Below are 17,651 nucleotides of genomic sequence, written 5' to 3' on the forward strand. Positions count from 1 at the left end.
GGCCGGGACCGCTCGGTCAGCAGCTCTTCCAGCTCGCCATGCGTGATGCCACAGTCAGCGGCGCCGAGCTCCGTGATGATCGACTCGAACACCGCCCGAGAGGATTCGAACGCTCCGGCGACATCGTGGTTCGCGTACCCTGCCACAGGGCTCCTTCTTTACGTTGATGGACGTCAGACACCCACAACGTAACCAGAAGGAGCCCCTTTCATGATCACCACCCACCGACCCCCCCCGACCACAGCTCCCCTCAAAAGAGCCACACCCGTTTCAATTGAAACTGCGAGTCTTCGACGGCTGGTGGTGATCGCTGGTGGTGACCGCAGTTTCAATTGAAACTGCGATCAACCGGTGATGGCCGGTGGTCGCGTTGCATGGCTGTTGCGCGGGCGCGGATCTTGTCGAGCTGCTCGTAGCCGCGCTGCCCCGGGCAGATCGTCTTGCTCACGTCGCGGTGGCCGAAGATCGTCGGTAGCGGAACCGCCGCGCCGGGCGGGAAGTGCGAGTTGTTCGCGGGCCCGGCGATCAGCTCGGTGCGGCCGTCCGCAGGAACCCTGGCGGTGTTCAGCTTCCACCCGCTGATCGCCGCGACCGACTCGATGGTGGCGCCGGAAGGCGCGATGCGGTCGTAGTTGCCCATCATCGACACGCCGAACGTCCCGCCGTTGAAGCCCCGCGCGTGGCCGCCGATGATGTCCTCGCGCAGTCCGCCGGCGCGGCCCTCGAAGATCGTGCCGCACTTGTCGACCAAGGCGTGATAGCCGATGTCGCCCCACTTCAGCTCGACGGCGTGATAGCGGTAGATCGCGCGCACGATGTCGGCCGACCGGCCGCAGTCGTAGTCGTTGGTCCCGGCGGTGTGGTGCACCACGACCGCCTTGGTCTCGGTGCGCTCCGGCGGCCAGGTCATCTGGCTCTCGTCGGCGCCCCACTGCGCGCGGCCGACGACCGGCGGCTGCCCCGGGGCACTTGACCGGGGTGGCGCGGCGGGTGCGGAACCCGGGTTGATCGCGATGAGTTCCAGCTCGCCGGTCACGTCCGCGCCCGTCCGGCTGGCCCGCACCTCGGCGGTGTCGGCGCGCCCGGTCCACAGCGGTTCGCTGCCTTGCGCCCCGTCGATCGCCTCCAGCTCCGACCACGGGGTCCAGCCGGCGGCGCTCCGGGTGCGCACCTCCACGCGGTCCGGAGCGGGGCCGTGCCAGGTGACGCCGACCAGGTCGAAAACCCCGCCGGGATGCACTTCCCGCGTTGCGTCGCGGTTCATCGGCGCGTCGCGCAATGCGACTCGGGTGCTGGTCGTCTCGGGGGTCTCCGCCGCGCTCGCACCGGGAAGTGCGGTCGCGGTGACCAAGAGGACGATCGGGACGCTGAACCGGAGACGCATTGGCGATACCTCGCTTCCGCGACGGCGATCGGGGCGGCCTACGTGAGGCGAGTATCCGGTGGGCCCGGATCCTCCGCTGGTCAACTGCTCTGTCCGAGTGACCACGACCCGGCGTCCCCTGTGGACACCGGTGTGTCGGCCCGCGACACACCGGTGGATGTGGACAACTTCTACGATTTCAATGGAAATCGTCGGTCCGATTTCAATGGAAGTCGCGGGGCGCCTGGACCCCGGAAGCGGACGTAGGCGACCGCCGCCGCGATCAGGAAACCGATGCCGATCAGCGTGTAGGCGTTGCCGACGACCTGCTGCGAGAACGTCCAGTCCAGCTCGCGGTCCTCGGTGTTCGGCAGGTACCACTGCGGGCCGGCGAGGACCGTCAGCGCGCACAACCCGACGGTCAGCAGCACGCCGTACCAGCGGTGCCGCAACGACATGACGAACAGCAGCGCGAGCGCCGGCCCGGCCCAGACCCAGTGGTGCGACCAGGAGATCGGCGACACCAGCAGCACCAGCACGGCGTTGAGCATCAGCGCCAGCGGTGCGTTCGCCATCCGCAGCGCGTACCGCATGCCGAGCACCGCGAGCGCCAGCAGCAGCACCGAACCGAGGACCCACAGCGAGTTCAGCTCGAACCCGGTCAGCGACTGCTTCGCCAGCAGGCTGCGCAACGTCAGATTGCCGGCGTAGACGGTGCCGAAGGAGTCCCCGGTGGACAGCATCTTGTCCAGCCACCAGTCCGCCGAGTCCTTCGGCGCGGCGACCAGCCCGATCAGCACGGTGGCGGCGAACGTCAGGCCCGTCACGGCCATCGCGCGGTAGTCCCGGCGCAGCAGGAACAGCAGCAGGAACCCGAGCGGCGTCAGCTTGATCGCCGCCGCGATGCCCACCAGCAACCCGCGCGGCCACCTGGTGCGCGGCAGCAGGCAGTCGGCTGTGACCAGCGCCATCAGCACCAGGTTGATCTGACCGTAATTGATCGTCTCGCGGGCCGGCTCGATCAGCGTGAACCACGGCATCAGCACCGCGGTGGCTACCGCCACCAGCCCGGCGCGCGGCGCGAGGTAGTTCGACGAGCGGGCCAGCGAGTAGGCAGTGACGAGGATCGCGATGTGCGACAGCACCGCCACCAGCACGATCGCTCCGTCCACCGACAGCCAGGTCAGCGGGATGAACAGCAGCGCCGCGAACGGCGGGTAGATGAACGGCAGCGTGGCGGAGTCCGGGCTCTCCGGCGTCAGGTCGTCGCCGTACACCTGGTAACCGTTCAGCCACGCCCGGGCACCGAGCCGGTAGATCTCGGTGTCCATGTAGCCGCGGGTGTCGATCCAGTGCACGAACCAGATCGCGAGTACCTCGATCACGACCGCCGCGACCAGCAGGAACCGCCCATCACGTGCGCGTGCCAAGCCGATGTTCACCATCCCAGGATCCGGCCCCGCTACCGCGCCGGTCACCGGCCCGCGGCGGCTGCGGGGCGAGTCGACGCCGCGCGCGATGCTACCTGCGGCACGACTCGCCGGCCGCGTCGCCTGACGGGTAATAACAGCTGCGAATAGCTGCGGACGGTACTCGCGGAATCACCGGTTGTATGACGAAAGACCTGATCAAGGGTGGGGAGTCCGCTGAGCGAGGCGATATCGACACGCCACGTAGCTATGCGTAGCGGCGAACGTCAACGCGGTTTCGGGCCGGTGGTTTGCCCCCGCTACCCTCGACTGCTGTGAGCTTCGCAGGCTATGACCTGATCGTTGTTGGTTCCGGATTCTTCGGCCTCACGATCGCAGAGCGCGCCGCCACCCGGTTGGACAAGCGGGTGCTGGTGCTGGACCGACGTGACCACATCGGGGGCAACGCCTACTCGGAGGCGGAGCCCGAGACGGGTATCGAGGTGCACCGCTACGGCGCTCACCTCTTCCACACCTCGAACAAACGGGTCTGGGACTACGTGAACCAGTTCACCGAGTTCACCGACTACCAACACCGGGTGTTCACCAAGTACCAGGAGCAGATTTACTCGTTCCCGATGAACTTGGGCCTGTTGTGCCAGTTCTTCGGTCGCTCGTTCACCCCGGACGAGGCCAAGGCGCTGGTCGCCGAGCAGGCGTCCGAGATCGACACCGCGGACGCGCAGAACCTGGAGGAGAAGGCCATCTCGCTGATCGGCCGCCCGCTGTACGAGGCGTTCGTGCGCGGGTACACGGCCAAGCAGTGGCAGACCGACCCCAAGGAGCTGCCCGCGGCCACCATCAGCCGGCTGCCGGTCCGCTACAACTTCAACAACCGGTACTTCAACGACAGCTTCGAGGGCCTGCCGGTCGACGGCTACACGGCCTGGCTGAAGAAGATGGCCGAGCACTCGAACATCGAGGTCCGGCTGAGCACCGACTTCTTCGACGTGCGCGGCGAGCTGCCCACCGACGTCCCGGTCGTCTACACCGGTCCGCTGGACCGCTACTTCGACTTCGTCGAGGGCGAGCTGGGCTGGCGCACGCTGGACTTCGAGACCGAGGTCGTGGCCACCGGCGACTTCCAGGGCACGTCGGTGATGAACTACGCCGACGAGGAGGTCCGGTACACCCGGATCCACGAGTTCCGGCACTTCCACCCGGAGCGCGACTACTACCCGAAGGACAAGACGGTCATCGTCCGCGAGTACTCGCGGTCCGCGGAGAGCGGCGACGAACCGTACTACCCGATCAACACCCCGGAGGACCGGCAGAAGCTGGAGGCCTACCGCGAGCTGGCCAAGAAGGAGGCCAACGAGCGCAAGGTCCTCTTCGGCGGAAGGCTCGGGACCTACAAGTACCTGGACATGCACATGGCCATCGGTTCGGCGCTGAGCATGTTCGACAACAAGATCGCCCCTTACTTCACCGAGGGGCGTTCGCTGGACGGCTCGCTGGAGGACTGACGTGACCGACCGGACCCCCCGAGAGGACCGTGCTGCCGCCGCGGGTGAGAGCAAACTCAGCGACGTGACGTCGGTGCGCTCCGGAACCGCCGATGTGGCGCCCGAGCAGGTGTTGCAGCGCGTCGTGTTCCCGCGCAGCGAGGACCCGCTGGACGTGCGTCCGCTGTACATCGACGAGCCCGTGGCGCTGGACAGCTCCGCGACCGTCGTGTCGCGGCGCCGCCTGCTGGTGCCCGCGCACCGCAAGATCTCCCTGGCGTCCTACTTCAACGCCTTCCCGGCCAGCTATTGGAAGCGTTGGACCAAGGTCGACGAGGTCGTGCTGCGGCTGAAGGTGAAGGGGGCTGGTCGGCTCGACGTCTACCGTTCGAAGGCCAACGGCGACAGCGTCCACCTGGAGGGCACCCCGGTGGCCAGCGACGACTGGAAGTCGCTGGAGTTCCGGGTGTCGCTGACGCCGTTCGAGGACGGCGGGTGGATCTGGTTCGACCTGTTCACCAACGACGCCCCGCTGGAGATCGATGAGGCGGCGTGGACCACCGACGTCCCGCTGCCCAAGCAGAAGGTGCTGATCGGCACCACCACGATCCGGCCCGCCGACTGCGTGCTCGCGCTGCAGACGCTGGGCGAGGACCCGCAGGTGATGGACGTCGTCGAGCGGGTTGTGGTGGCCGACCAGGGCCCGCAGAAAATCCGCGACACCGAGGGCTTCGACGAGGCCGCCCGGCGGATCGGCGACAAGCTGCACGTGATCGAGCAGGACAACCTCGGCGGCTCCGGCGGCTTCACCCGGGTCATGTACGAGGGCGTCCACAACTCGGACGCCGCGCAGGTCATGGTCATCGACGACGACATCGCGCTGGAGCCGGACGGCGTGCTGCGGGCGAACGCGTTCGCGCGCGCCGCCTCGAACCCAGTGATCGTCGGCGGCCAGATGCTGAACCTGCAGGCCCGCTCGCGGCTGCACACTATGGGTGAGGTCGTCGACCTCACCCAGGGCATCTGGCGGGCCGCGCCGGGCGCGGTCACCGACCACGACTTCGCGAAGAAGCCGCTGCGCAAGACCACCAAGCTGCACCAGCGCATCCACTCCACCTACAACGGCTGGTGGATGTGCCTGTTCCCGCGCGAGGTCATCGAGCGCACCGGGTTGCCGCTGCCGCTGTTCATCAAGCACGACGACTCGGAGTACTCGCTGCGCGCGGGCGGGCACGGGTTCCCGACGGTGACGCTGCCGGGCGCGGCGATCTGGCACATGCCGTGGACCGACAAGAACGACGCCACGGACTGGACTTCGTACTTCCACACCCGCAACCGGCTGATCCTGGCCGCGCTGCACAGCCCGGAGGAAGTCAAGACCAACATCGTCAAGCAGGGCCTCAAGCTCACGCTCCGGCACCTGCTGTCGATGGAGTACTCGACGGTCGCGGTGCAGCAGAAGGCGATCGAGGACTTCATGGCGGGCCCGGAGGGGCTGTTCGACAGCCTCCGCTCGGCGCTGCCGGAGGTCCGCGAGCTGCGCAAGGACTACGACGACGCCAAGACGCTGCCGTCGGCCCGCGAGTTCCCGCCGCCGTCGGCGGACCCGATCATGGCCGAGGGCCTGCTCAAGCCGCCGGTGAACCCGGCGGTGATCGCGGCCCGCGCGTCGAAGGCGTTGCTGCACAACCTCAAGGAGCCGACGCAGTCGGCCACCGACCGGCCCCAGCTGAACGTGCCCGCCGCCAGCGCTCGGTGGTTCCTGCTGGGCAACCTGGACAGCGCGACCGTGTCGAACGCCGACGGCAGCGGGGTGGCGTTCCGGCGCCGCGACCCGGAGGAGTTCCGCCGGCTCGGGATGCGCGCGCTGGCGAACTACAAGCGGCTGGCGCGGGAGTGGGGGCGGCTGCGGTCCGCCTACCGCGCCGCACTGCCCGAGTTGACCAGTGCGGAGTCCTGGAAACAGGTCTTCGACCAGAAGTGACCCCGACACCCGGAGACGATGTGGCAGAGCTGACGACGGCGACCGCCCCCGAAGAACCGGCCGCCGCACCCACCGACGAGGCACCGGCAGCGGTCACCCCCGAGACCGTCGCACTGCGCAAGGTGCAGGGCGTGCTGGCGAAGCCGGCGGTGGTCAAGACCGCCCAGGCGATGTCGCTGTTCGGCGAGCACGCCGGCGGCTGGCTGGCCATCGGCGCGGTCGGCGCGCTGGTGGACCGCAAGCGCCGCGGCGAGTGGCTGACCGCCGCCGCCGGGGTCGCCGCCGCACACGCGGCGTCGATTGCGGTCAAGCGCGTGGTGCGGCGCCGCCGTCCCGCCGACCCCGAGGTCCAGGTGCTGGTGGGCACGCCGAGCAAGCTGAGCTTCCCGTCCTCGCACGCGACGTCCACCACGGCCGCCGCGGTGCTCTACGGCGGGTTGACGGGCAAGAAGCTGACCCCGGTGCTGGTGCCGCCGATGATGGTCAGCCGGCTTGTCCTGGGGGTTCATTATCCGAGCGATGTGGTCGCCGGTTCAGCGCTCGGCGGTGCCGTGGCGTGGGGCGTGCGGCGATTCATGAGACGGCGGAGGAACCGTGGCTGACAAGAACGAAACCGAGGTCGACACCGGGAAGCCCGATGCCCCGGCCGAGGCCGACGCGGAAGGCAGCAACGGTGCCCAGGTCGGCGACGCGGTGCTGACCGGCACCGGCAAGTCCGACGAGCCCGGCGATGAGGCGAAGGCCGGCGACGAGGCGAAGCCGGACGAGACCGCGCAGGAGAAGCGGGTCGAGGTCGAGGCGGATGCGGACGGCACCATCGGCGCCGAGTTCGGCGACGAGGCGCTGGAGGTTCCGTCGGCCAAGTCCGACGACATCAAGGACAAGTCCTCGGACGCCTACCACGCGAAGGTGACCGCCAAGGCGGGTACCACGGCGGGCCTGGTCTCCGGCCTGATCAAGGAGCTGCGCCCCAAGCAGTGGGTGAAGAACGTCCTGGTCCTGGCCGTACCATTCGCGGCGGGCGAGATCCTGAACCCGGGCATCCTGGGTCACGCGGTGATCGCTTTCCTCGTGTTCTCGATGGCCGCGTCCGGCATCTACTTCGTCAACGACGCGATCGACGTCGAGGCAGACCGCCAGCACCCGACGAAGCGGAACCGCCCGATCGCCGCCGGCCTGATCCCGGTGCCGATCGCGTACGCGGTGTGCGCGCTGCTGCTGGGCGGTTCGCTGGTGATCTCGGCCCTGACCAGCACGCCGCTGCTGGTCGTGATGGCGGTCTACATCCTGGTGCAGCTGGGCTACTGCTTCGGCCTGAAGCACCAGCCGGTGATCGACCTGTGCATCGTGGCGTCCGGCTTCCTGCTGCGCGCCATCGCCGGTGGTGCCGCCGCGAACCTGGTCATCACGCAGTGGTTCTACCTGATCGTGGCGTTCGGCTCGCTGTTCATGGTGGCGGGCAAGCGCTACGCAGAGGTCAAGCTGGCGATGGAGACCGGCGCGAAGATCCGCAAGTCGCTGAAGGCGTACTCGCCGTCCTACCTGCGGTTCGTGTGGGCGATCGCGGCGGCCATCACGATCATGTGCTACGCGCTGTGGGCGTACGACATCCGGGAGTTCGAGTCGTCCCGCTGGGGCCTGATCTCGATCATCCCGATGGTGGTGGCGATCCTGCGGTACGCGGTGGACATCGACAAGGGCGTGGCGGGCGAGCCGGAGGAAGTGGTCCTGAAGGACAAGGTCCTGATGGTCCTCGGCGTGATCCTCGCCGGCTGCCTTTTCCTGGCGTTCTACCTGTAGGACCGAACCACCGGCGCCCCCGACCGAACCAGGCCGGGGGCGCCGTTGTTTTCGCTGCACAGCGTCTCTGTTGGGTCGAACTCGTCGAACGGACTCTTCACGTAAGTCCTCGGCCGGTGTCCATCTACCGGTTGGCACTGATGGAACTCGGCTACCAATTGCGAGCGCAGCTCCCCAAGTCCTTCGCTGCGCTGGCTGAGGTTGAAGTCGTGCTCTTCGAGCACTTGGCCACCGTGCGAATTCCTGATCGGATCGTCGTCCCCGTCGAATTGGCGCAGGAGAACCCCGCACGAAACCGGGCCTCGGATCTGGTCTTGGCGGTCGAGGTGGTTTCGCCGGGCTCGGGAAGGACCTACAGAGTCCTCAAGTTCGCCGAGTACGCGGAGGCCGGGATTCCCAACTAACTGGATCGTCGATCTTGAAAAGCCGACCAGCTTGGCCGCGTACGAGCCCAAGGACGGGTGGTATCTCCTGCCCCGGTGAGGTATGGGGTGTTCATTCTCCGATCATTCGGAGGGCGGCAGGTCTTCACTGTCCGGGGTGAGAGTTGGATCGTTTCCCGGACGATGGAGGTCGTTTTGTCCGAAACCACACTTTCGCGGCGCGGAGTGCTGCTCGGCGGGACCCTGGCGGGCGCTGCCGCATTGTCCACCGTGGCCGGTTTGCCCGCGGCCGCGCTGACCGGTGCCGGGGTGGCCCGCCGCGACGAGGTCTTCACGCTGGGCGTCGCCTCCGGCGATCCCGCGCCCGACGGCGTTGTGCTGTGGACCCGTCTGGCGGCGAACCCGCTGGCGGAGGACGGCATGGGCGGCATGCCGAACCGGACGTTCCCGGTGAGCGGTTCACGCGCGTCGTGCAGCGCGGCGAGTCGCAGGCCGCACCGGAGTTGGGCCACAGCGTCCACGTCGAGCTGACTGGGTTGCGCCCGGACCGCGAGTACTTCTACCGCTTCCGCGCCGACGGTTCCCTGTCGCCGACCGGCCGCACCCGCACCGCTCCGGTGCCCGGTGCGCTGACCAGCCTGTCGATGGCGTTCGCGTCCTGCGCGCAGTACGAGCACGGCTACTTCACCGCCTACCGGCACCTCGCCGAGGAGCACCCCGACCTGGTGCTGAACCTCGGCGACTACCAGTACGAGTACAAGGCCGGGGTCTACGTCGCACCGGGCGGCAACCCGCGCGACCACGTCGGCCCGGAGACCGAGACGCTGGCGAACTACCGGCAGCGGCACGCCCAGTACAAGGCCGACCCGGACCTGCAGTACGCGCACTCGGTGGCCCCGTGGGTCGTGGTGTGGGACGACCACGAGGTCGACAACAACTGGGCCGACGAGGTTTACGAGAAGCCGGAGATCCCGCAGCCGAACTTCTTGGAGCGCCGCAAGGCCGCCTTCCAGGCCTACTACGAGAACATGCCGCTGCGCCGCGCGCAGGTGCCGCACGGCATCGACCTGCGGCTATACCGGCGGATCCAGTGGGGGCGGCTGGCGACGTTCCACATGCTCGACACCCGCCAGTACCGCGACGACCAGGTCGGCGGCGACAAGTTCCCAACGCAGGACCCGGCCCGGCTGGACCCGAAGCGCAGCCTCACGGGCGCGGAGCAGGAGCGCTGGCTGCTCCAGGGCCTGCGCAGCTCCAATGCCAAGTGGGACGTGCTCGGCCAGCAGGTCATGTTCGCCGAGATCGACTACCTCAACGGCGCGGAAAAGGCCTACAACCCGGACGCCTGGGACGGCTACGTCGGCTCGCGGAACCGCGTCATCCAGGGCTGGCAGCAGGCGAAGACCCGCAACCCGGTGGTGCTGACGGGCGACGTGCACACCAACTGGGCCAACGAGATCCGCCGCGACTACGAGGTGGTGGCTACGGAGCTAACCACTACGTCGATCACCAGTGGCGGCGACGGCTCGCCGGACCTGACGGCCGAGGAGAAGGCGTACCTGGCGGAAAACCCGCACGTCCAGCTCTACAACAACCAGCGCGGCTACATCCGGACGAGGTTCACGGCGAACGAGCTGCGAGCGGACTACCGGGTGGTCCCGTACGTCTCGAAGCAGGGAGCCCCGGTGGAAACCCTGGCGTCCTTCGTGGTCGAAGACGGCAAACCCGGCCTCAACAAGGCCTGACGGCGACGGCGGCGTGCGGTCCCAACAGGCTGCACGCCACCGTGGTTCAGGTTCGCTGGCGCGTGGTGGCGGCCAGCGTGCCGAGCAGCGCCAGCGCCTCGCTGCTCGTCGAGCCGGGCTACGCGTGGTACGCGACGAGTTCCAGGCTGCGCTGGACCCCACGTCGGCGGGGTGCATTCGATCGGCCGCATCGGACGCCCGGCGGAAGTCGCCGAGACCGTCGCATTCCTGGTCTCCGACGCCGCGACCTTCATCACCGGCACGCTCGTCACCGTCAACGCCGGATGGACCGCGCAGTAAGCGGTTCCGCTTGCCGCACCGGCGCGGGATCCGCTGTTTCGCCGCCCCCGCCGCCCCCGCCGCCCCTGCCGCCCCTGCCGCCCTCGGCACGCTGGGGCCGGGTTCACTCCAGGTCGAGGCGGAGGCGGTTGGTCACTTCGTGGGCCATCGCTATGGCGTAGGACTGGCCCCTGTCCTGCGGGTAGATCTGGGACATCGTCGCCAGGGTCACGCCGGGCATCGCCGTGTGGTGGCCGGGGATCAGGGACCGGTACTGCGGAGTCACGATCGGTTGGGCGAAGCCCGCCTTGGAGAAGTGCCAGTCGAGGATCCAGGACCGGTCGAAGTCCGGGTTCAGCTTGCGCAGCCAGGGGATGTAGCGCTCCAGCAGTTCGGCCGGATCGGTGGTGAACCGCCAGTCCTCGCGCGGCACGTAGTTGCCGACGTAGACGATGTGCCGCCCGCCGTACTCGCTGCGGTCGACCATGTTGGTGTGCTCGACGACCGCCAGGAACGGGAACGCCGGGTCGTTGATGTTCAGCCAGTAGTGCGGGATGACGCTGCGGTCGCACTCCAGGACGAAGCAGGTCGCGCCGAGGTACTGGTTCTGCCACAGCACGTGGTCTGATGCGATCCCGGCGGCCTTCGCGAACACCGGTTGCGGCACGGTCACGATCAGCCTGTCGAACTCGTAGCTGCTGCCGTCCCCGGCGCCCACCAGCACCTTCGCGCCGGGCTGGCGGATCGACTCGACCGGCTTGCCGAACTCCACCTTCCCACCGCGCTCGGTCACCGCGTCCAGCAGCGCCCGGTACACCTGCTCGAAACCGCCGTGCACGTAACCGAGTTCGAAGGTCCGGTAGTGGATCCGCGCCCACAACCAGGCCATCGAGATCTGCTCGGCGTGGACGCCGAACTTGCCGGTCAGCAGCGGCTCCCAGATCGTCTCGGTGACGCGCGGTCCGGCCCAACGGCGCATCCAGTCCAGCGCCCGCACCGAGTTGAACCGCTGTCCATTTCGGACGAACTTCAGCACCGCCGACGACGCCCCGAAGCGGAACCGGTCCAGCAGCGAGAACTTCGGGAACCGCAGCATCTCCTGCGGCGTGCCGAAGTCGTGCAGCTCCCCGTCGATGTACACGCCGGTGCTGGGCTTGTGGAACCGCAGCAGGTGCCCGAGGCCGAGCTCCTCGACCAGCTCGATCATCGCCCGGTCGGTGCGGAAGCTGTGGTGGTAGAAGCGCTCCAGCGGCGTCCCGCCGACCTCGATCGACGCCGCCAGCCCGCCCAGTTCCGCGGACGCCTCCAGCACCGTCACGTCGTGCCCGGCCTTCACCGCGTCGAACGCCGCGGTCAAACCGGTCGCGCCCGCCCCGACGACGCCCACTCTCATCCGAAGCTCCACTTCTTGTTGATCGAGTACTGGAAAATCAGCACCACCGGCAGCGAACCGGCCTTGACCAGGTTCGGGTCGATGCCCAGCCAGCCGGAGAACACCTGCAGCAGCACGAACGACCACACGATCCCGGCCACGCCGACGGCGTAGAACCGCAGGAACCGCACCAGGATCCGGTCTCGCTTGCGGAAGTTGAACAGCGTGTTGAGCACGAAGTTGTTGGTGATCCCGGCCGTCGTGCTGATCGCGTTCGCGATCTGCTCGTGCAGACCGACCGCGTTGAACAGCAGCAGGAACAGCAGGTAGTCCAGCAGCACGCCGCTGGCGCCGATCACCGCGTAGCGCAGCAGCGACCGGCTGATCAGCCGGTCGCTGCCGCCGATCGGTTCAGTCTTCGTCATGCGAGATCACGTTCCGCACTATGTAGAGGGGGCGCTGCTGCACCTCGTGGTAGATCCGGCCGACGTAGCTGCCGATGACCCCCAGAGACAGCATCTGCAGCCCGCCGAGGAACAGCATCGCGACCATCAGCATGGTCCACCCGGAGACCGTGATCGAGGGGAAGAACAGGCGCAGTGTCACCGCGTAGATGATGCCGAGCATCGCCAGGCCCAGCGTGATGAACCCGATCCGGGTGATCAGTTTCAGCGGTACGGTGGAGAAGCTGGTGACCCCGTCGGCGGCCAGTCGCATCATCTTCCGCAGCGGGTACTTGGTCTCGCCGGCCATCCGCTCGTCGCGGTCGAAGAGCACCTCGCGCTGCTCGAACCCCATCGAGGCGACCATGCCCCGGATGAACCGGCTGCGTTCCCGGAATCCCCGCAGCTCCTCGGCGGCGCGCCGGTTGAGCAGCCGGAAGTCGCCGGTGTCCACCGGGATGTCCACCTCAGCGCAGCGCCGCAGCACCCGGTAGTAGGTGTGCGCGGTGGCGCGTTTGAACGGGGTGTCGCGGCGGGTGCGCCGCCGGGCGGACACGATCTCCGCGCCGGACAGCCAGCTGTCGATCAGCTCCAGGCTGACTCGCGGCGGGTCCTGCAGGTCGGTGTCCATCACGATCACCGCGTCGCCCTGCGCGTGGTCCAGCCCGGCGGTGATGGCGATCTGGTGGCCGAAGTTGCGGGCGAAGTCCACCACCCGCACGCGCGGGTCGTTCTTGGCCAGGTCCTGCAGGACGTGCAGCGATCCGTCTGCGGAGCCGTCGTTGACGTAGACGAACTCGTAGTCGAATTCGGGGCGGGTGGCCGTGGTCTCGACGAGCTCCTCGTGGAACCGGCGGATGCCCGCCACCTCGTTGTAGACCGGCAGCACGTATGAGATCAGCGGTGGCGCGCCCTCGCGGGTGGCCTGCTGCTGATGCTGCACCGGAATCCGGACCTGTTGGCGCATCGTGTCGGCCATGATGGTCACTCCCCTCGCCATCCCCACCGTGGAAAAGGAACGCTCTGCATGCCCCGGTCGTTGCCCGGCATTGGGTAATCCGCCACGATCAGGTGGCTCCACTCGGCGTAGTCGGGGTTCTCCCGGCCCCCACCAGCCGCGTGGCTATCTCTTCCCAGGTGCCGGTCTCGCCCGCTTCGCCGATGCTCCGCTCGTAGGCGGCGGTCCCGCCGAATCCCAGGCCCGCAGGCAGGCTGACCAGGTACGTGGGCGGTTCCGCCAGGTATCTGACCATCGGTGCGGCGTCGGGGGTGGTGGCCACGTGGCCGGCGATGCCGCAGCTGCCGCCTTCGGCGGCGAGGTTCTGAGCCCGGATGGAGTAGCCGCGGGATCGGCATGGCGGTGAACGAGGAGAGCAAGATCGCCACCGTCACCCCCACTGCTGGTTCGCTGATCGCGGCGGGCAGCCGGACGAGCAGCCGCCGCGGGCGATCCCGTCGGGAGCGTCCAGGTAGGACAGGCAGCTGCCAGCGGCACCCCCACCGCCAACCACCACGCAGGGTTGTTCAGCGGCCGTACCGGCTGCTCTCCCCAAGGACACCCGTACTGCGAGTGCAGGAATTGTGCTTTCCAGCGAATGTCTGCGCCGCTGCGAACACGGCCAGCGCGGTGCACAGCAATCCGACCACCACGGCCCGGTCGGAGGCTGGCCGGCGTGCACGGACAGCGATCAACACCACACCCACCGTCAGGGTAGCGGCTCCGACGGGACCATCGCGCCAAAATTGTGCGTCCATTCGGAGGGTGTCGTGATCATCGCTGCGGGTTCTCCGACATCGTCTGGCGAGGACAGTCCCCACGCGGCGTACGGAAAAGCCGCTGTAAAACCTGTTTTGAGACGCGTTCCGCGTGCCGGTGAGATGGCGGCCTTACGGCAGTGGCGGCGATTTCGCGGGAAATCGCCTCAGCCACACGACCGTCACGCCGTTTCGCCGCCTCGACATGATCGGCTCGCCCCAACACATCCCGGCGCCACCACATCCAAAACAGCCTTTCTAGCAGCCCGGTCACGACACTTGACCAGGCGAAACCTGCGGTCAGTGCTCCTCGAACGGGTAGGCGGGGTCGCCGTCGGCGCCACCGATGCGCTCGCGGTGCCGCGTCGTCGCGTAGACGTCGCGGTCGATCGGATAGCGGACGTAGTAGAGGTGGCCCCACGCGTTGCCGGGGGCGTGGCGCAGGCGGGTGGGGAGCTCGAGCCGCTGGGACAGCATCGGCACCCCGGCGAACACGCCGCCCATGTCGGGCCCGAACGCCATCGAGCCCTCGCCGGCGGGCGGTGTGATCAGCATCCGAGGGCTGGTCGCGACGCCGTGCGACACCTTCGGGTAGTTGAAGAGGCAGGGGAAGACGAAGCTCATCGGCCAGTCGATCAGCACCGGTTCCCGCTCTTCGAGCGCCTGCCGCAGCGGCACCACATCCCGCACGGCAGGGCCGCTGACGGTCAGCCACCCCTGGTCGTCGCTGGTGCGGTCCTCGGCGCGCACCCGCACCCGCTCGGCCCCGGCCGGGATCTCGTCGGGCTCGATCGTGAGCAGCCGCCAATCGCGGAAGTTCCGCCAGTCGATCGGCCGGCCGTGACGCGGGTCGTCGAACGGCAGATCCGTCGGCGGTGGATCGCGCAGCTCGCGCGTCGCCACCTGCCGCCCGCCGGCCGTGCCGAACTCCAGGGCCAGCGAGTTGCCCTGCTCGGGCCGACCCGAGACCCACAGCGACAGCGTCTGGTCGTCGGTGAGGCCGGGCAGGCCGAACCAGGCCGAGGTCAGCGAGCCGGTCGTCTGCGGTCCGCCCGTCGTGCTGGTCCAGGCGAACTGGCTCGCCGACGTCGACGCCACCTCGCCCTCGGGTGCCTTCGGATCGTCGGGCTTCTTCGCCTGCAACGGCTCGCCCGGGTGCTCTTCGCGCAGGTCGGGCTCCTGCGGCGGCGCACCACCCGCGGTGAAGCCGTCGAGTTCGGCGGTCCCGGCCACCGGCATCAGCCGCTTGGCGATCGGCAGCGTCTCGATCTCGCTCTCCAACCCGCAGCTGTTGGCCCGGATGCTCTGCCAGTTCATCCGGGCGATGGAGAAGCGGTCGCCCATCGTCTGCGGCGCGGCGATGAAAGATCCGATCAGCACCGCCACCGACGCCAGCGCCGCCAACCCCAGCAGCGACGACGGCATGACCGTCCACATGAGACCGCCGGGGCCGGGCTCCTTCGACAGCTTCGCGCGGACCCGGACGAAGCCGAAGGCGAGCACGCCGACCGCCGCACCCGTCGCTAGCCACAGCGCCGGGTTGTCCATCGGCAGGTCGGGCCGGACGGGCGTGTCGGACCACGGCATCGCCAGGTTCGACTGCGACGGCCACGCGTTCGGTCCCATGAACGCCAGGGCCCCGGCCACCGACGCGGCGATCCCACCGGACACGCCGACCAGCCGCGCTTCCCGCTTGGCGTGGTCGAGCCGGCCGACCCGCCCCAGCAGCACGACCGTCACCGCGAGCAGCGCGGAGCCGACCCCGGCGAGCGCCCCGAAGTGGTGCGTCCACTTCGACGGCGTCAACCACATCGCCACCAAAACCGCGGCTACGGCGCCGAGCAGCATCGGCAGGTCGGTCAGCCTGGTCCACCGGTGCACCTGCCGCATCGCGCACGCCGCAGCGATCAGCACGGCCGTCACGACGAGGAGCACCACCATCCGTTTGCCGGAGGCGCCCCACATGCCCGTGCCGAGCAGGTTCGCGTACCGGTCGAACTCCTGGTACCAGCCGAGGCTGGGCCCGAACTCGTCGTGGATCGCGGTCGCCTGCTGGATCCCGTTCAGCGTCGAGTCGGCGAACATCGCCACCATGCCGACCGATCCCACGCAGCCGAGCAGCACGACGCGCATGGGCACGCTGATCCAACGCGGCAGCGCGCCGCGCTCCACCAGCACCCGTCCGATGCGCGGCGCGAGCACGATCACGGTGATCAGCGCGCTGACGCCGGTCGGCGTGACCGCCCCGGTCAGCCCGGCGATCAGCGCGGCGACGCCGAGCCAGAAGAATGGTGCCCGCGTCCGGGACATCTTCAGCAAAGCCGCGACCAGCGCGGACGTGCCGAGCGCAACGAACGGCTCAGGCCGGATGCCCAACCCGAACGGCAGCCAGCAGGCCAGGAAGAACACCGCCGCGAGCAGGTGCAGCGGCAGGCGCCGGGTGCCCCGGCACAGCGGCGCGACGATGCCGCGGCTGACGATGATCCAGGTCAGCAGCCCGGCGATCGTGCTGGGTACGCGCAGCCAGGCGGGCGCGAGGCTGTCCGCCGAAACCCACCGCATCAGGTGCTGGACCAGCGTGAACGGAGTTTCGGAGGCGTTGAACCAGCGGTAGTAGTTGCCGATGTCGCCGGCCTCGTCGTAGTTGCGGACGGTCATCATCGCGAAGCCGTCGTCGTCCGTGAGCGGCCCGATGACCAGCCATCCCGCCAGCACCGCGGCGACCGCGGCATCGACCGGTAGGAGCAGCGGACGCAGGCGGATCGCGCCGAATGCCGGTGGGGCGTGGACGAACAGCAGGACCAGCGACACGAGCGCGAGCACCAGCGCGGCCGTGATCAGGGTGCTCTTGGTGTCGGTCGGCGAGGTGTCGAACCAGGAGAAGGTGCGGGCGGTCACCGACATCCCGGCCAGCTGCGCGGGTTCGAGATCGGTGGCGAAGGTGAAGATCTCCGGCGCGGCCACCCCGGGCAGCACGATCGGCGGTCGGCCGCCCGGGGTCACCACGGATTGCCCGGAGTCCGCGTGGATCGCCAGGCCGCAGGTGCCGGGCGGCAGCGGCACCTGGTGCTGGTCGAGCACGAGCTCGGGTTTCCCGTCGCGGGTGGTCAGGACCAGGCCGTCGCGGGCGCTGCCCGGCGGCAGGGTGGTCAGGACCGTGGTCCGCTCCGCCCGGTCGAGGGCGGCGTGCAGCACCGGGCACGGCACGGACGCGTCGAACGAAGCTGGTCGGTAGGGCGCGAAGAACGCGGTCGTGGACTCGGCACCTGTCCAGCTGACCTCGGTGCGATCCACCCAGACCGGTGCCAGCGGAAGGGCGAGCGCACAGCCGAGCCCGACGATGCCGACGCAGCACGCCAGCAGGTGCACCAGCCATTGACCGAGCCGGGACCGCTTGGGGCGGTCGGCTTCGACGGGCCGCGGTTCGGCCGGGGGATCGAGTTGCGCCGAGCTGCTCCAGTACTTCACCGCGCTCCTCGGAGATCGGAAATGCGTCGCCGGACATCCTGACGAAACCTGCGCCCGCCTGCTGGTGGTGGCGCTGAATTCGTCCAGCCGATTGACGATCTGCGTCCCGCGCAGGTTGCCCGCGCGCGGGCAACGTTCCGGGCCG

13 protein-coding genes and 1 pseudogene are annotated in these 17,651 nt (G+C 68.8%); 7 read left to right on the forward strand and 7 right to left on the reverse strand.

Going from position 1 to position 17,651, the window contains the following annotated elements; genetic code table 11:
- Window positions 1-328 precede the first annotated feature (328 nt).
- Both SSPN_RS46935 and SSPN_RS0133025 read right to left on the reverse strand, forming a co-directional pair.
- On the reverse strand, window positions 329-1,384 hold the full coding sequence (locus tag SSPN_RS46935) for an N-acetylmuramoyl-L-alanine amidase (RefSeq protein ID WP_010313438.1): 1,056 nt from the start codon (window positions 1,382-1,384) through the stop codon (window positions 329-331).
- A 170-nt stretch (window positions 1,385-1,554) separates the two neighbouring features.
- Window positions 1,555-2,808, reverse strand: a complete 1,254-nt coding sequence (locus tag SSPN_RS0133025) for a glycosyltransferase 87 family protein (RefSeq protein WP_010313440.1) — start codon at window positions 2,806-2,808, stop codon at window positions 1,555-1,557.
- 299 nt (window positions 2,809-3,107) lie between these two features.
- Between SSPN_RS0133025 and glf the strand changes: the two genes are divergently transcribed.
- From glf to SSPN_RS52510, 7 genes and pseudogenes are all read left to right on the forward strand, one after another.
- Complete coding sequence (gene glf / locus SSPN_RS0133030; protein WP_010313442.1) at window positions 3,108-4,298, forward strand: UDP-galactopyranose mutase; 1,191 nt, start codon at window positions 3,108-3,110, stop codon at window positions 4,296-4,298.
- A gap of 1 nt (window position 4,299) precedes the next feature.
- A complete protein-coding gene (locus tag SSPN_RS0133035; protein WP_010313444.1) occupies window positions 4,300-6,261 on the forward strand; it encodes a glycosyltransferase in 1,962 nt (653 codons plus the stop codon).
- A gap of 20 nt (window positions 6,262-6,281) precedes the next feature.
- Window positions 6,282-6,863, forward strand: coding sequence for a phosphatase PAP2 family protein (locus tag SSPN_RS0133040; protein ID WP_010313446.1), 582 nt, complete (start codon window positions 6,282-6,284; stop codon window positions 6,861-6,863).
- Between the two features lie 271 nt (window positions 6,864-7,134).
- Entirely contained in the window at window positions 7,135-8,061 is a 927-nt protein-coding gene (locus SSPN_RS0133045) for a decaprenyl-phosphate phosphoribosyltransferase (RefSeq protein WP_187764805.1), read from the forward strand.
- The gene (locus tag SSPN_RS46940) at window positions 8,034-8,465 is read left to right on the forward strand and encodes a Uma2 family endonuclease (RefSeq protein ID WP_337466387.1); all 432 of its coding nucleotides are present in this window, start codon (window positions 8,034-8,036) and stop codon (window positions 8,463-8,465) included. Before SSPN_RS0133045 ends, SSPN_RS46940 begins: the two co-directional genes overlap by 28 nt.
- A gap of 162 nt (window positions 8,466-8,627) precedes the next feature.
- A pseudogene (locus SSPN_RS46945) lies at window positions 8,628-10,189 on the forward strand (alkaline phosphatase D family protein).
- Between the two features lie 171 nt (window positions 10,190-10,360).
- Entirely contained in the window at window positions 10,361-10,489 is a 129-nt protein-coding gene (locus tag SSPN_RS52510; protein ID WP_010313453.1) for an SDR family oxidoreductase, read from the forward strand.
- A gap of 103 nt (window positions 10,490-10,592) precedes the next feature.
- On the opposite strand, the gene SSPN_RS0133065 is transcribed toward SSPN_RS52510, so the two are convergent.
- The 5 genes from SSPN_RS0133065 to SSPN_RS0133085 form a co-directional block, all read right to left on the reverse strand.
- On the reverse strand, window positions 10,593-11,861 hold the full coding sequence (locus SSPN_RS0133065; RefSeq protein ID WP_044576140.1) for an NAD(P)/FAD-dependent oxidoreductase: 1,269 nt from the start codon (window positions 11,859-11,861) through the stop codon (window positions 10,593-10,595).
- Entirely contained in the window at window positions 11,858-12,265 is a 408-nt protein-coding gene (locus tag SSPN_RS0133070; protein WP_010313458.1) for a GtrA family protein, read from the reverse strand. The genes SSPN_RS0133065 and SSPN_RS0133070 overlap by 4 nt, the downstream gene beginning before the upstream one ends.
- Window positions 12,252-13,262 (reverse strand): glycosyltransferase family 2 protein, encoded by a 1,011-nt coding sequence (locus SSPN_RS0133075; protein ID WP_083822252.1) that lies wholly within the window; start codon window positions 13,260-13,262, stop codon window positions 12,252-12,254. The genes SSPN_RS0133070 and SSPN_RS0133075 overlap by 14 nt, the downstream gene beginning before the upstream one ends.
- An 88-nt stretch (window positions 13,263-13,350) precedes the next feature.
- A complete protein-coding gene (locus SSPN_RS0133080; RefSeq protein WP_010313461.1) occupies window positions 13,351-13,563 on the reverse strand; it encodes a hypothetical protein in 213 nt (70 codons plus the stop codon).
- 775 nt (window positions 13,564-14,338) lie between these two features.
- Complete coding sequence (locus SSPN_RS0133085) at window positions 14,339-17,506, reverse strand: arabinosyltransferase domain-containing protein (RefSeq protein ID WP_010313463.1); 3,168 nt, start codon at window positions 17,504-17,506, stop codon at window positions 14,339-14,341.
- Window positions 17,507-17,651 lie beyond the last annotated feature (145 nt).

The sequence above is a fragment of the Saccharopolyspora spinosa NRRL 18395 genome, assembly GCF_000194155.1.
GTDB lineage: Bacteria > Actinomycetota > Actinomycetes > Mycobacteriales > Pseudonocardiaceae > Saccharopolyspora > Saccharopolyspora spinosa.